Genomic DNA, 14,635 nt, shown 5'->3' on the forward strand with positions numbered 1-14,635 from the left:
GATGTCGATTCACATGATCACGATGCCCAAGTGGGGGCTGTCGATGGAGCAGGGGCAGGTCAACGGCTGGCTGAAGGCGCTCGGCGAGCGCGTGACGAAGGGCGACGAAGTGCTCGACGTCGAGACCGACAAGATCTCGTCGGGCGTCGAGTGCGCGTTCGACGGCATGCTGCGCCGGCAGGTCGCGCAGGAAGGCGAGACGCTGCCGGTCGGTGCACTGCTCGGCGTGGTGGCGGCGGCCGAGGCGAGCGATGCCGACATCGATGCGGCGATCGCCGAATTCCAGCGCGATTTCACGCCGAGCGCGGCCGCCGACGACGCGGCGGGCCCGCAGCCCGAGAAGGCGCAGATCGGCGGACGCACGGTCCGTTTCCTGAAGCTGGGCGATGGCGAGGGCACGCCCGCCGTGCTGATCCACGGTTTCGGCGGCGACCTGAACAACTGGCTGTTCAACCACGCGGAGCTCGCCGCGCACCGGCCGGTGTGGGCGCTCGATTTGCCCGGGCACGGCGAATCGGGCAAGGCGGTCGATACCGGCAGCCTCGACGAACTGGCCGACGCGGTGCTCGCGCTGCTCGACGCGCAGCATATCGAGCGCGCGCACCTGATCGGCCATTCGATGGGCGGCGCGGTCGCGATGACGGCGGCCGAGCGTGCGCCGCAACGCGTGGCGTCGCTGACGCTGATCGCGAGCGCCGGGCTCGGCGCCGACATCAACCGCGGCTACATCGACGGTTTCGTCGCCGGCAACAGCCGCAACACGCTGAAGCCGCACCTCGGCGCGCTGTTCGCGGACAATGCGCTCGTCACGCGGCAACTGGTCGAGGATCTCGTCAAGTACAAGCGGCTCGAAGGCGTGCAGGCCGCGCTGGAGAAGATCGCGAACGCCGCGTTCGACGGTGCGACCCAGCGGCGCGTGTTCCGCGAGCGCGTCGCGTCGCTCGCGCCGCGCACGCTCGTGATCTGGGGCGAGCGCGACCAGGTGATTCCCGCGCAGCATGCGCAGGGCTTGCCGGACGGCGTGCGTGCCGAGGTGATCGCCGGCAGCGGCCACATGGTGCAGATGGAGGCGGCTGCCGACGTGAACCGCCTGATCGTCGCGTTTCTCGGAGACTGACGATGGCCGCCGCGCTCGAACGACCCAGCCTCACCGCGCTCGGCCAGCCGGGCGCGCGGAGCCGCGACAAGCTCGCGCGCATTCCGGTGCGCGTCGAGCCCGCGGCCGGCGCGGCGCTGCCGAAGCCGCCGTGGCTGCGGGCGCCGCCGATGATGAGCGGGGCGGTCGCCGACATGGCGGCCGTGCTGCGGGCTCACCGGCTGCATTCCGTCTGCGAGGAGGCCATGTGCCCGAACATCGGCGAATGCTTCGCGCAACGCACCGCGACCTTCATGATCATGGGCGGACTGTGCACGCGGCGCTGCCCGTTCTGCGATGTCGCGCACGGCCGTCCCGAGCCGCTCGATCCCGACGAGCCCGCGCGGCTCGCCGCCGCGGTCGCGGCGCTCGGGCTGCGCTACGTCGTGATCACGTCGGTCGACCGCGACGACCTGCGCGACGGCGGCGCCGCGCATTTCGCCGCCTGCATCGCGGCAGTGCGCGCGAGCGTGCCGGGCATCGGCGTCGAGGTGCTGACGCCGGATTTCCGCGGCCGCGTCGCCCGTGCGCTCGATGCGTTGTCGTCGGCGTGGCCGGACGTGTTCAATCACAACATCGAGACGGTGCCGTCGCTGTACCGGGCGGCGCGGCCGGGCGCAGACTATCGCGGCTCGCTCGAACTGCTCGCGCAGGCGAAGGGTGCGCGGCCGACGCTCGTGACGAAATCGGGATTGATGCTCGGGCTCGGCGAGCGCGACGACGAGGTGCGGGACACGCTGCGCGACCTGCGTGCGCACGAGGTCGACGTGCTGACGCTGGGCCAGTATCTGGCGCCGTCCGCGCATCATCTGCCGGTGCGGCGCTACGTGAGCCCGGACGCATTCGCCGCGTGGCGCGACGAGGGGCTTGCGCTCGGTTTCAGGGAAGTCGTCGCCGGCCCGCTCGTGCGGTCGTCGTATCACGCGGCCGACGTGCTGGAGGACGCGTAGGCCGCTGGCAGTGCGTCATGCGCTTACCGACGGCTGTGCTCGGCTGACGTGGCGCAGGTAGAGCGCGAGTCCCGCGCCCGCGAGCATCAGGCTGATCGTGTTCGCGAACCAGAAGCCGCGCGCACCCGTCAGCCATGCGGGTGCGATGCCGCCGACGTCGAAGCCGAGCGCGTAGCCGCCGCCGAGCCCGACGCCCCAGAGCGCCACCGCATAGATCACGGTCGGTACGACCGCGACCTTGTAGGCGCGCAGCACGAACGCGGACGTGATCTGCAGCGCGTCGAAGAAGTGGTAGCAGGTGACGATCGCGACCAGCGGCAGCGCGGCGGCGGCCACGGCCGGGTTCGGCGTGTAGCCGCTGACGATCAGCGGGCGCAGCGTGAATACGAGCACGCCGTACGCGGCGGCGATCCCGCACGCGAGCACCACGCTGTGCCGGCCGAGCAGGCGCGCCTCGTCGGGGCGGCCGGCGCCGAGTGCGCGCGCGACCAGCGTCGACGCCGCGACGCCGATCGACAACGGCGTCATGTACAGCACCGCGCCGATGTTGCCGGCGATCTGGTGGCCGGCCAGCGTCGTCGTGCCGAACTGCGCGATGAAGAGCGCCATGCACGTGTACGACGTGACCTCGATCAGATACGACAGGCCCATCGGCACGCCGAGCTTCAGGATCGCCTTCTGGCGTGCCCACACGGGCCAGCAAAACCGCGAGAAGATCGAAAGCGGCGCGAACACGTCGAGCTTCGCGAGCAGCGTGAAGCCGATCAGCGCGAGCGCCCAGTTGATCAACGTGCTTGCGAGCCCGCAGCCGGGGCCGCCGAGGGCCGGCACGCCGAACCCGCCGAAGATGAACCACACGTTGAGCGGAAACTTGAGCAGCAGCGCGCCGATCTGCAGGATCATCGCGAGGCGCGGCTTGCCGGCCGCGTTGGTCAGCGCGTTGTAGATCCGGAACACGAGGCTCGCCGGCAGGCCGTACGACAGGATCCGCAGGTAGTCGACGGTGCGGTCGTGCAGCGCGGGCGGGGCGTGGGCGATATGCAGCAGCGGTTCGGGAAAATGCAGCAGCAGGAAGCCGGGCACCGCGAGCAGCAGCGCGAGCCACAGTGCCTGGCGGACTTCCTCGCCGATCTCCGCATAGCGCCGCGCGCCGTACAGCTGGCCGGTGATCGGCTGCAGCGCCGACAGGATGCCCGTCATCCCGATGTAGATCGACACGTAGATCGACGAGCCGAGCCCGAGCGCAGCCAGGTCGATGGCCGAGTAACGGCCGACCATCGCCGTGTCGATCACGCCGAACGCGATGATCGCGAGCTGGCCGACGAGCACCGGCCACGCGAGACCGACGATCCGGCGGATGTCGGCGAACATCGTCAATCGACCGTCCGGTGGCGCGGTCCGCGCCGCTTGACGGGCGCCGTCGGCCGTTCGATGCGCTCGTACAGGCGGAAGCGCTCGTCGCGGTCGGCGACGCGGCGGCCCTCCCACACGAGGCGCCACACGTATTGCGACATCGCGCTCGGCTCGCCGAAGTCCGCGCGATCCTGACGCAGGATCACGTCGCAGTCGCCCGAGAACTCGAAGTGCATGTCGCCGAAGTACGCGAAGGTTGCGATCTGCGCGTCGCCGAGGCGCACCGGGGCGATGCACTCGTAGTCCTTCGGCAGGTGCGAGGCGATCTGTTGCGCGACGTCGCTGTAGGTCCGGCCGTAGTTGACGATCGGCAGCCACAGCGTCATCAGCAGCACCCACATCAGCGTGGTGCCCGCGCCCGACAGCACGACGCTGCGCCACAGCACCTTCGGCTGGCGCGAGATGCGCCAGCGCGCGAGCAGGCACCAGCACCCGGTGACGATCACCGCGCAGATGAACGACAGGATCTTGAAATGGGGCTCGTAGCCGGGCACGAGGCGCGCGAGGTTACGCGCGAGCGGGTGCGGGAAGCCCGTGAGCGATGCGAGCCACACGAGCCACACGAAGGTGCCGAGGATCGTGAAGCTCAGCACGGCGAACCAGTCGAACGCGTTGATCGCGCCGCGCTTGAGGGTCGGCAGTGCAAAGGTCGCGAGCACCGCGAGCGGCGGCAGCAGCAGCATGTACATGCGGTTCGACTGCTGGCTCTGCAGGATCACGAGCGCGACGAGCGGCACGACGACCGACAGCGGAATCGCGATGTGCGCGCGGCGGCGCATGCCGGCCCAGCTCCACCAGGCCCAGATCGCGAGCGGCCACGCGGGCCACGTGAACAGCGGCAGGTTCTTTGCCGCATAGCCGAGCACCGCGGTCGGCGGGCCCGAGAAGCGCATCAGGCTGCCGTGGATCCACTGGTTGAAGAACCACGCGGCGTCGTCGGGCGCCGCGGTGAATGCGGCGAGCGGCCACAGCGCGAAGATCGCGGCCGCGAGCGGCACGCCGATCAGCGGCAGGCGCAGGTTGCGCATCTCCGGCGTGACGAGCCACAGCGCGGCTGTGCCGGCGAGCAGCGCGACGACGAGCACCGGGTTGCCGGACAGCGCGACGAGGCCGATCGCGACACCCCACCACAGCGCGCCCTGCGTCGGCTTGTCGATGCCGCGCACGATGCCGTACACGAGCATCGCGATCCACGCGAACTGCGCGAGTTGCGGCGTCGTTTCGTGGCCGCGCTCCGCGAGCCCGAAGCACGCGACGAGGATCAGCAGCGCGCCGTCGGCGAGCGTGCGGCCGTAGTCGCGCGGCTCCGGCTCGCCGCCGAACGCGTATTTGAACGGCTGGACCTCGGCGCGCCGGCCGAGCAGGTAGGCGGCGTACCAGACGAACGCGCACGCGACGCAGAACAGCACGCCCGTGTCGACGCGCGACGCGTTGCTCGCGTCGACCCACGGCGCCAGCGCGCGAATCGACAGCGCGCCGAGCCAGTAGCCGAGTGGCCCGTCGGTCGTGATGAACTTGCCGACGAGGTTCGGCAGCAGCCAGTCGTGCCAGCCGCCGGTGGCCATCGTCCACATCACGCCGAAGCCCGCCGCGTCCTCGTTCTTCCACGGGTCGCGACCGAACAGGCCGAACGCCGCGTAGACGAGGCAGAGCGTGAGCAGCAGCCAGCGCGGCAGCGCGCGCGTGGCGGAGGCGGTGAGACGGACGACAGGCTTCATGCAGATGAGCGATTTGTTATGAGCGGGCGGCCGGCGCGGTCGTGCGCGCACGAGCCGGTTTCGAGCATCCGGCATTGTAGACGCGCCGGCCTTTGCGCGTCAGACGATTGCCCGGGCGCCGGCCGGCTGTCCGGCGAGCGGCGACAAAAAAGGGCAGCCTGGGCTGCCCTTTCGTGCGGTACCGGTGCGTTGCAGCCACCGGATCGGTGCGAAGCTTACTTCGCCTTGCCGCTGGCGCGTACGCCGAACTTGTTCTTGAACTTCTCGACACGGCCTGCCGTGTCCATGATCTTTTGCTGACCCGTGTAGAACGAGTGCGATTCCGACGACACTTCGATCTTGGCGAGCGGGTAGGTCTTGCCGTCGAGTTCGATGTTTTCACGCGTCTGGATCGTCGAGCGCGTGATGAACTTGAAGCCGTTCGACATGTCTTGGAAGACGACTTCGCGGTAGTTCGGGTGGATGCCTTCTTTCATGGTCTTTCCTTGGTGAGAGCGGTAGCCAACCCGCCGCTTGCCGTGCTGGATCGCGCAATCTGCGCGTACAGCCGACGTCAAGCCCGGCGCGAGCCACTTGCCTAAGGTCGAAAAGCGGCGATTATGCCAGAAAATCAGACGGTTGACGATTAATTTTCATCGTGCGTCGAGGGCGCCGGTGCCGGCCGGATCCTGCCGGTAGTAGCGGGCCAGCAGCCGGTAGAGTTCCGGAAATTCGCACTCGAACGCGCGCGGCCGCACGAACAGCGCCTCGCTGCACACCGCGAAGAATTCCGACGGATGATCGGCTGCATAGGGATCGATCAGCGAGTCGCGCTCGAAGCGCGCCCACGCGCGGTCCGGCACTGCGTCGACCCGCGCGCAGAACTGGTCGTACGCATGCTCGAACACGTCCGCCCACGCCTGCGCGTCGAGGTGCGGCGCGTGCCAGCGGCGAAAGAGGGGCGGGTACCCGTCGGCCTCGCCGTTGACCATGTCGATCTTGTGCGCGAACTCGTGGATCACGACGTTGTACGCGTCGCGGCCGTCCGTCATCTGCGCATCTTCCCACGACAGGATCACCGGGCCGCCTTCCCACGCTTCGCCGCTCGCATCCTGCTCGACTTCATGGACGACGCCGTCCTCGTCCTGTACGGTCTTGCGGATCACGAATTCACCCGGATACACGACGACGCCGACCCAGCCGTCGTACAGCGACAAATCGAGATTCAGCACGGGCAGGCACGCCTGCGCGGCGATCGCGACGATCATCGCGTCGGTTAGCTCGAGCCCGTGCGCGGTCGAAAACGATTTCTTCGCGATGAACAGGCTCGTCAGCTCGCGCAGCCGGCCCAGGTCACCGGGCGTCAGCGCGTCGAGGAACGGCAGGCGCTCGACGGTGTCCTGCCACAGCGCGTCGGGAATCGGATGGCTGCGCAGCGCGCGGTCGCGGCGGCGGTCATCGAACCAGCGGGTCAGTTTCGAGAACATGGAGGGCGGCGCACGAAAATCCAAAGCCTGTCTTTTAACTCAATCGATCTCTTTTTGCCATGCCGCAAAGAGGCCGCCGACGAGCGCGACGCCCGCGAGGAAATAGAAGCCGTCGAGCGATGCAAGGAACGACGCCTGTTGCGCGACCATCCGCGCGATCGATGCGATCGCGAGGCCGTGCGCCTCGCTCAGCGCATGGCCGGTTGCCGCATAGCTGCGCGTGAGGGCGTCGACGGTCTGCTGGAACAGCGGATCGAACACGTTCGCGCGCTCGACGAGCCGGGTCTGGTGTAAGGCCAGGCGGTGCTGCTCGACGATGATCACCGACGAGGTCGCGAACGAAATCGTCAGTTGCCGCACGATGTTCTTCAGCCGATAGCCATGCGTGTATTCGTCGATCGCGAAGATGCGGAACGTCAGGTTCGCGACCGGCAGCACGATGAACAGCAGCAGCAGCCCGCGCAGCAGCAGCGGGACGATCAGCGCGGCCTCGCCGACCTGCGGCGTCATTCGCGTCATCCACAGCGCGGCGACGATCGCGATCGCGAACCCCGGCACGACAAACCATTTCTTGTGCGTGACGAGCTTCGCATAGCGCAGGTACGCGAACAGCGCGGTGGCCGAGATCAGCGACATCGTGCCGACCAGGCGCCCGGCATTCTCGACCGGATAGCCGAGCCCGCCTTCGAGCAATCGGGAGGTCAGGTAGCTGAAGCCCGTCGACTCGTAGTAATAGAACATGTACAGCAGCAGTCCGACCTGGAACGTGCGCTCGCGAAACGCATGCAGCCGCACGAGCGGCGTTGGATGGTTCCATTGGTGATACGCGAACCATGCGAGTGCGCCCAGGCCCGCGATCGTCAGCAGGATCAGCATCGGCGAGCCGCTGTAGAGCTGGTAGTGCACCTGCTGCAACACGATCTGCAGCGCGCCTTGTGCGAGCGCGAACACGACGTACGGCCAGAAATGTCCGGAGCCGCGTTCGTCGTCGGGCGTCCTGCCTGAATCGGGCAGCGTGAGGAGCGCAAGGATCGCGAACGCGATGCCGGCGGGCGCCGTGCACGCGAACAGTGCACGCCACGTCGAATGCGCGACGAGCAGCCCGCCGGCGATCGGCGCGAGCGCGCTGCCGAGCAGGATCATGATCAGGAACGCGCGCGTGGCGGGCGGGCGCTCCTGCGGCTTGAAGCTGATCTGGATCAGGATCCGGCACGCGCCCATCATCGGGCCGATGAAGTAGCTCTGGAAGCCGCGCGCGAACGCAAGCTCGAGCGATGTGTCGGCGAGCGCGGCCGCGATCGCGCCGAACGAGAACATCAGCATGCAGCCGGCCACGTAGCGGCGATGCCCGAGCCGGTCGACCCACCATTGCTGCTGCAGGATGCCGAGCACGGCCGTGACCGCATACGCGCTCGACGACCACACGAGCTCGTCGGGCGATGCGTTGATGCCGCCCGCGATGTAGCTCGCGAAGAACGAGAAGGCCGCGTTGTCGAAGTAGTCGAGGCCGGTGACGAGCGCGAGCGCCCACGGGAACAGGTCCGCGCGCAGGTTCGCGCGACTCCACAGCGGCGAGCGGCCGGGCTCGGCGTTCATTCCCGATCCTTGCGGGTGCGTCGCGTGCCGGCTTCGGCCTGTCGCTGCGCGATCAGTACGTCGGGGTTTTCGCCGGCGAGGCGCCGTTCGATGTAGTCGATGTCGTGCTGCAGTTCCTTGCGCAGCGCGACGGCTTCCTTCAACTCGCGCTGGACGGCCGCGATCCGCTGGTCGAGTGTGTCGATCTGTTCGGCGAGACCCGTGCGGATGTCGCGCAACGACGCGTCCGAATAGCGGCGCCGGCCGTCGCCCGTTTGTTCCAGCGGGCGCTTGAGCATTTCGGTGATGCCGTGCAGCGAGAAGCCGAGCGCGCGCAGCCGCAGGATGCGCGCGAAGCGTTCGAGATCGGCTTCGTCGTAGAGGCGATAGCGGCCGCCGCTGCGCGACGGCGTGACGAGCCCGCGCTCTTCGTAATACTTGAGCGTGCGCGGCGTGACGCCGAGCCGCGCCGCGGCATCGCTCACGGTCAGCAGCGAGTGGGAGGCATCGTTCGGCATCGGGGTGGCGGGGATTCGGTCGGGATGATGGCGTGATTATAGATCAACCTGTACGTTCACGTTCATGTTGGAGCCGAAAAAAACGGCCGCCGGGCGAAACGCGCGGGCGGCCGTTCGTTGCGGGGCGAGGGCGATCAGCCGCCGCGGCGCATCAGGTCGAAGAACTCGGAGTTGCTCTTCGTCTGGCGGATCTTGTCGAGCAGGAATTCCATGGCCTCGACTTCGTCCATGTCGTGGATGAACTTGCGCAGCACCCAGATCTTTTGAAGGATCTCGGGCTTGATCAGCATTTCTTCGCGACGCGTGCCCGACTTGTTCAGGTTGATCGACGGGTAGACGCGCTTTTCCGCGAGGCGGCGCTCGAGGTGCACTTCCATGTTGCCGGTGCCCTTGAACTCTTCGTAGATCACGTCGTCCATGCGGCTGCCGGTTTCGATCAGCGCGGTGCCGATGATCGTCAGCGAGCCGCCTTCCTCGATGTTGCGCGCCGCGCCGAAGAAGCGCTTCGGACGCTGCAGTGCGTTCGCGTCGACACCACCCGTCAGCACCTTGCCCGACGCCGGGATCACGGTGTTGTACGCGCGTGCGAGACGCGTGATCGAGTCGAGCAGAATCACGACGTCGTGCTTCATTTCGACGAGGCGCTTGGCCTTCTCGATCACCATTTCGGCGACCTGGACGTGGCGGGTTGCCGGTTCGTCGAACGTCGATGCGATCACTTCGCCGGCGACCGAGCGCTGCATTTCGGTCACTTCTTCAGGGCGTTCGTCGATCAGCAGCACGAACAGGATCACGTCCGGGTGGTTCTGCTTGATCGCGTGTGCGATGTGCTGGAGCATCACGGTCTTGCCCGACTTCGGCGACGCGACCAGCAGGCCGCGCTGGCCCTTGCCGATCGGCGCGATCATGTCGATGATGCGGCCCGTGACGTTCTCTTCGCCGCGCATTTCGCGTTCGAGCGACAGCGGCTTGTTCGGGTGCAGCGGCGTGAGGTTCTCGAACATGATCTTGTGTTTCGAGGCCTCGGGCGGCTGCCCGTTGACTTTGTCGACCTTTACCAGCGCGAAGTAGCGCTCGCCGTCCTTCGGCGTGCGGACTTCACCTTCGATCGTGTCGCCGGTGTGCAGGTTGAAGCGGCGGATTTGCGACGGGCTGATATAGATGTCGTCGGTGCTCGCGAGGTACGACATTTCCGGCGAGCGCAGGAAGCCGAAACCGTCCGGCAGCACTTCGAGCGTGCCGTCGCCGAAGATCGTCTCTCCCGTCTTGGCGCGCTTTTTTAGAATGGCAAACATCAACTCCTGCTTGCGCAGGCGGTTCGCGTTTTCGATCTCCAGGCCATTGGCCATTTCGATCAGTTCGGACACGTGCAGAGACTTGAGCTCGGATAAATGCATACGGAGAACCCGCCAGGGAGGAGAAGCGACGAAAAGAAATAAGGGAGGAGGGCGAGCGGAAGCGCTCTGAGACTTAATGCGTCTTGTAGACGTTTTTTGATTCTAGCATACGCCGATTCGTGCCTGAGCGGCCGATCGGCGGCTTGACGGCGGACGTGTTGTCGGTTGACAACACGTCCGCGGAACTGCCGGTATTACAGGTGGCTGTCCAGGAATGCGGTGAGCTGCGACTTCGACAGCGCGCCGACCTTCTGCGCGGCGGCCGCGCCGTTCTTGAACAGGATCAGCGTCGGGATGCCGCGCACGCCGAACTTCGCAGGCGTTGCCTGGTTGTCGTCGACGTTGATCTTGGCGATCTGCAGCTTGTCGCCGTAGTCCTTCGCGACTTCGTCGAGGATCGGGGCGATCATCTTGCACGGGCCGCACCATTCGGCCCAGAAGTCGACGAGCACGGGCTTGTCGGATTTGACGACGTCCTGTTCGAACGATGCGTCGCTGATGTGTTTGATCTGTTCGCTCATTGGGTCAATACCTCTTACGGTTCGGGGACTGCCTGCTAGGCGCGTTGCGGCGCTCCGGCGGCCTGTTGGCTGCCGGCCGCTGCGGCAGGTAGCTCCGCTCTCCGGAAAGAAGGGCGTAAGCGCTGCATGGCGCGGCTCGCGGGTCGTTCGGGCGTCATATTAGCCTAAATTGCTATCTGCTGCGGGCGGCGATAGTAGCCGCTTCGCGAGTAGGGGTACGACGCGCCGTTCGACCGTTGTGTTCCGAAGGTGGAGGCCGGCGCGCAAAATACAAGAGTGACCGCATGGATCTGCGTGTCCGCGCCGGATCCGGGTGCCCGCACGCGCGCCGGTTTGCGTGATCATTCGCATTGTTGCGAACAAACGGTCGCATTCGGCCGGAAGCGGTGATAGAATATGCCGTGACGGGCCTCCTCGCATGGTGGGGCGGTGAACCTGGTCAGGTCGGGAACGAAGCAGCCACAATCGTTTTCTGCCAGTGCCGAGGGTTGGGCTCGTCACCTTTCCTCTCGCCCCGTTCGCCGGGCGTTTTTTATTTCCGCGTCATTCTCCGTTTTTCCCGCGCTTTGCCCGTCTTCCGCACCGTTTCGCGTGTCGGCGCGACGCAGCGTTACTGATACAATTTCCCGATGACCTATCAAGTTCTCGCACGCAAGTGGCGTCCGAAGGATTTCGCTTCGCTCGTCGGCCAGGAGCACGTCGTCAGGGCGCTCACGCACGCGCTCGACGGTGGGCGTCTCCATCACGCCTATCTGTTTACCGGAACCCGCGGCGTCGGCAAGACGACGCTGTCGCGGATCTTCGCCAAGGCACTCAACTGTGAAACCGGCGTCACCTCGCAGCCGTGCGGCGTGTGCCGCGCGTGTCGCGAGATCGACGAAGGCCGCTTCGTCGACTACGTCGAGATGGATGCCGCGAGCAACCGCGGCGTCGACGAGATGGCCGCGCTGCTCGAGCGTGCGGTGTACGCGCCCGTCGATGCGCGCTTCAAGGTCTACATGATCGACGAAGTGCACATGCTGACGAACCACGCGTTCAACGCGATGCTGAAGACGCTCGAAGAGCCGCCGTCGCACGTCAAGTTCATCCTCGCGACGACCGATCCGCAGAAGATTCCCGTTACCGTCCTGTCGCGCTGCCTGCAATTCAACCTGAAGCAGATGCCGGCCGGGCATATCGTGTCGCACCTCGAGCGCATCCTCGGCGAGGAGCAGATCTCGTTCGAGCAGCAGGCGCTGCGCCTGCTCGCGCGTGCCGCGCAGGGCAGCATGCGCGATGCGCTGTCGCTGACCGACCAGGCGATCGCCTATTCCGCGAACGAAGTGACCGAATCGGCCGTGTCGGGCATGCTCGGCGCGTCGCCATCCCCTTGCAACGGCGGCAGACATGATCAAGCACTTAGACTACACGCTAGGCAACGAGACGATTGCGCTTTGCGCGAGCTTCGGCGCGGGCCCGGCGCTTCGCCGCGTGCTCGTGAGCCGCGCCGATTCGATGGAGACGCTGGTGGTGCTCGACGCGCGCGTCCTGTCGGGCCTGCTGAAGGTGGCGACCGAACAGCCGGAAGGATTGCTTGACGATGCGATCCGCAAGGTCGGCGACGAACAGCTCGTCGAACGGGCAATCCGCGGCCGGACGATCGTGGAAGCCGCGCTGTGAGCGGGCGGCGCGTGCCGGCCGGCAGGACCGGTTGCAGCGAGATGCGGTGCGTCGTGTTGCGTAGGGTTGCTTACGCGGCGAACCGGTCCGTCGCGGCGAGCAGCGCTTTCAGGATGCCCGGTTCGTTGTACGCGTGGCCGGCGTCCGCCACGATCTCGAACGTCGCGTCGGGCCATGCTTGCGCGAGATCCCACGCGGTGCGTGCAGGCGTCGCGACGTCGTAGCGGCCCTGCACGATCACGCCCGGAACGCCCGCGAGGCGATGTGCGTCGCGCAGTAGCTGGCCTTCGTCGACGAACCCGCGATTCACGAAGTAGTGGTTTTCGATCCGCGCGAACGGCCCCCGGTAGTGGCAGTCCGCGAAGCGTGCGGCCGCATCGAGATCGTCCACCAGCGTGATCACCCGCCCTTCCCGATTCGCCCAGCCGCGGGGGGTCTCGACGTGCAGGGGTTTGTCGTCGCCATACACCCGGCGAATGGACACCACCATCAAGTCGCCGCCCTGGGCGCGGTGATTGGGCGCGTCGAATTCCTCCCACAGGTCCGGGAACAGCCATGACGCGCCTTACATTGTAGTACCACAGCAATTCCGCTCGACGCATGATCAAGATCCCCCGCCCGGCGAGCGCCCGTGTCGCGCAGATAGGTGTGTCTACGGAGTAGGCGACCAGGACGACGGAGCCGCCAGCGAGCCCTCATACGAGCGCCGATGCCGCCCCCCCGGAGGCGGCACGCCCGCAAGCGGCTGCCGCGCCGGCCGCGTCCGCTGTGCGTCCGCCGCCGGCCCGGTCCGGCGATGCCGCCGGCCAGTCCGCCGTGAAGCCGGTTTCGGCGCAGGCTGCAGCACCGGTCGCACCGGCGCCGCAACCGCAACCGGAAGCGGCACCGCAAGCGGCAGCGGCGAGCGATGCGCCGCCGGCCATTCGCAAGGAACCCGAACTGCCTGCCGTCGTGCAGCGTGACGAAGCACCCGCGCCGCCAGTTGAACCTGCGCCGCGTGCTGCGCCTGCCGCCCGTCCGGCTGCACGTGGTGGTGCGGCCGCCGCACTCGACGTGCTGCGCAATGCCGGCATGCGCGTGTCGTCCGACCGTTCGCGGGCGGGTGCCGCGCCGAAACCGGCGGCGCCTCAGCCGGCCGCCGAGCAACCTGCTGCGTCGCGTCCGGCCGTGCAGGTGCCGACGCCGCGCGCGGCGGCCCGCGCGCCGCAAGCTGCCGACACGCGCCAGGCCCCGCCGCCGTGGGAAGACATTCCGCCGGACGAATACGTGCCGCTCAGCGCCGACGAGATGTTCGGCGGCGCGGCCGACGACGGCTTCGTGCCCGTGTTCGACAGCGGCCCCGACGACGTGCGCATCGCGCCGAAGCCGGCCGAGGCCCGTCCGTCCGCACCGGTCGACACGCGCCCGCTGCCGCCCGCGATCGCGCTCGATCCGCTCGGCTTCGACGGCGAATGGCCGGCGCTGGCCGCGCGGCTGCCGCTCAAGGGCGTCGCGTATCAGCTCGCGTTCAACAGCGAGCTGACGGCCGTCGACGCGACGACGTTGAAACTTTCCGTGCCGGTGCCGCAGTATGCGGACGCCGCACAGGTCGCGAAGCTGAAGGCCGCGCTGGCCGACGCGCTCGGCAAGCCTGTCGAGGTCGCGGTCGAGGTCGGGCCCGCGCGGCGTACCGCTGCGGCGCTCGATGCGGCCGCGCGCGCGGCACGCCAGCGCGAGGCCGAGCAGGACATCCATGGCGATCCGTTCGTCCAGCAACTCGTGCGTGACTTCGGCGCGCGTATCGTCGAAGGCTCGGTGCGGCCACTCGCCGATGCGGCGCCGGACGGCACGCCATCGACGCTGCATTGAACGAATCGCACAGCGACAGGCACAATCACGCCCGCACACATTGACCGGCACGCGCCGCGTGCCGGTTTTCACACGATCAAGAAGGAGTATTCCCATGTTGAAAGGCAACCTCGCCGGACTGATGAAGCAAGCGCAGCAAATGCAGGAAAACATGAAGAAGATGCAGGAGCAGCTTGCGCTGATCGAAGTCGAAGGGCAGTCGGGCGCCGGCCTCGTCAAGGTGACGATGACCTGCCGCAACGAAGTGCGCCGCGTCGCGATCGACCCGAGCCTGCTCGCGGACGACAAGGACATGCTCGAGGATCTCGTCGCCGCTGCGTTCAACGACGCCGTGCGCAAGGCCGAAGCGACGTCGCAGGAAAAGATGAGCGGCATGACGTCGGGTCTGCCGCTGCCCCCGGGCTTCAAGCTGCCGTTCTGAACGCGGCGTCCGTG

General features: G+C 67.4%; 12 protein-coding genes, 1 other RNA gene and 3 pseudogenes. 7 read left to right on the forward strand and 9 right to left on the reverse strand.

Features of this window, described 5'->3' with window-relative positions; genetic code table 11:
- Position 1: 1 nt before the first annotated feature.
- Positions 2–1,117 (forward strand): acetoin dehydrogenase dihydrolipoyllysine-residue acetyltransferase subunit, encoded by a 1,116-nt coding sequence (locus GEM_RS07885; RefSeq protein WP_014896886.1) that lies wholly within the window; start codon positions 2–4, stop codon positions 1,115–1,117.
- Between the two features lie 2 nt (positions 1,118–1,119).
- Positions 1,120–2,085 carry a lipoyl synthase gene (gene lipA / locus GEM_RS07890; protein ID WP_014896887.1) on the forward strand — a complete coding sequence of 322 codons (966 nt, stop codon included), beginning with the start codon at positions 1,120–1,122 and terminating at the stop codon, positions 2,083–2,085.
- Positions 2,086–2,100: 15 nt separating this feature from the next.
- Here lipA and GEM_RS07895 read toward each other — a convergent pair whose 3' ends face one another.
- The 8 genes from GEM_RS07895 to trxA all read right to left on the reverse strand — a co-directional run bounded on the left by GEM_RS07895 (position 2,101) and on the right by trxA (position 10,693).
- Positions 2,101–3,456, reverse strand: coding sequence for an MATE family efflux transporter (locus tag GEM_RS07895; RefSeq protein ID WP_014896888.1), 1,356 nt, complete (start codon positions 3,454–3,456; stop codon positions 2,101–2,103).
- Positions 3,457–3,458: 2 nt separating this feature from the next.
- The gene (locus GEM_RS07900; protein WP_085963759.1) at positions 3,459–5,291 is read right to left on the reverse strand and encodes an ArnT family glycosyltransferase; all 1,833 of its coding nucleotides are present in this window, start codon (positions 5,289–5,291) and stop codon (positions 3,459–3,461) included.
- 140 nt (positions 5,292–5,431) lie between these two features.
- Entirely contained in the window at positions 5,432–5,692 is a 261-nt protein-coding gene (locus GEM_RS07905) for a type B 50S ribosomal protein L31 (RefSeq protein ID WP_006753671.1), read from the reverse strand.
- Positions 5,693–5,848: 156 nt separating this feature from the next.
- A complete protein-coding gene (locus GEM_RS07910; RefSeq protein WP_014896890.1) occupies positions 5,849–6,682 on the reverse strand; it encodes a zinc-dependent peptidase in 834 nt (277 codons plus the stop codon).
- A gap of 39 nt (positions 6,683–6,721) precedes the next feature.
- Positions 6,722–8,278 carry an MFS transporter gene (locus GEM_RS07915; RefSeq protein WP_014896891.1) on the reverse strand — a complete coding sequence of 519 codons (1,557 nt, stop codon included), beginning with the start codon at positions 8,276–8,278 and terminating at the stop codon, positions 6,722–6,724.
- Positions 8,275–8,775, reverse strand: a complete 501-nt coding sequence (locus tag GEM_RS07920) for a MerR family transcriptional regulator (RefSeq protein WP_014896892.1) — start codon at positions 8,773–8,775, stop codon at positions 8,275–8,277. Before GEM_RS07920 ends, GEM_RS07915 begins: the two co-directional genes overlap by 4 nt.
- Positions 8,776–8,909: 134 nt before the next feature.
- Positions 8,910–10,172: a transcription termination factor Rho gene (rho, locus tag GEM_RS07925; protein ID WP_006478662.1), complete on the reverse strand. Its 1,263-nt coding sequence runs from the start codon at positions 10,170–10,172 to the stop codon at positions 8,910–8,912.
- A 194-nt stretch (positions 10,173–10,366) separates the two neighbouring features.
- A complete protein-coding gene (trxA, locus tag GEM_RS07930; protein WP_006402348.1) occupies positions 10,367–10,693 on the reverse strand; it encodes a thioredoxin TrxA in 327 nt (108 codons plus the stop codon).
- Positions 10,694–11,096: 403 nt separating this feature from the next.
- On the opposite strand from trxA, the gene ffs reads away from it, so the two are divergent.
- The 3 genes and pseudogenes from ffs (at position 11,097) to GEM_RS31160 (ending at position 12,352) form a co-directional block, all read left to right on the forward strand.
- Positions 11,097–11,195, forward strand: an RNA gene (gene ffs, locus GEM_RS29680) — signal recognition particle sRNA small type.
- A gap of 127 nt (positions 11,196–11,322) precedes the next feature.
- A pseudogene (gene dnaX / locus GEM_RS07935) lies at positions 11,323–12,051 on the forward strand (DNA polymerase III subunit gamma/tau); the annotation flags it as partial.
- 28 nt (positions 12,052–12,079) lie between these two features.
- Positions 12,080–12,352 (forward strand): hypothetical protein, encoded by a 273-nt coding sequence (locus GEM_RS31160; protein WP_041490479.1) that lies wholly within the window; start codon positions 12,080–12,082, stop codon positions 12,350–12,352.
- A 70-nt stretch (positions 12,353–12,422) separates the two neighbouring features.
- Here the strand turns inward: GEM_RS31160 and GEM_RS07945 are convergent.
- Positions 12,423–13,047 (reverse strand): annotated as a pseudogene (locus tag GEM_RS07945) (prolyl aminopeptidase); the annotation flags it as partial.
- 10 nt (positions 13,048–13,057) lie between these two features.
- Between GEM_RS07945 and GEM_RS07950 the strand changes: the two are divergent.
- Positions 13,058–14,200, forward strand: a pseudogene (locus GEM_RS07950) (DNA polymerase III subunit gamma/tau C-terminal domain-containing protein); the annotation flags it as partial.
- Positions 14,201–14,294: 94 nt separating this feature from the next.
- On the forward strand, positions 14,295–14,621 hold the full coding sequence (locus GEM_RS07955; RefSeq protein ID WP_014896896.1) for a YbaB/EbfC family nucleoid-associated protein: 327 nt from the start codon (positions 14,295–14,297) through the stop codon (positions 14,619–14,621).
- Positions 14,622–14,635: the final 14 nt, after the last annotated feature.

Origin of the sequence: Burkholderia cepacia GG4 (assembly GCF_000292915.1) — a bacterium.
GTDB lineage: Bacteria > Pseudomonadota > Gammaproteobacteria > Burkholderiales > Burkholderiaceae > Burkholderia > Burkholderia cepacia_D.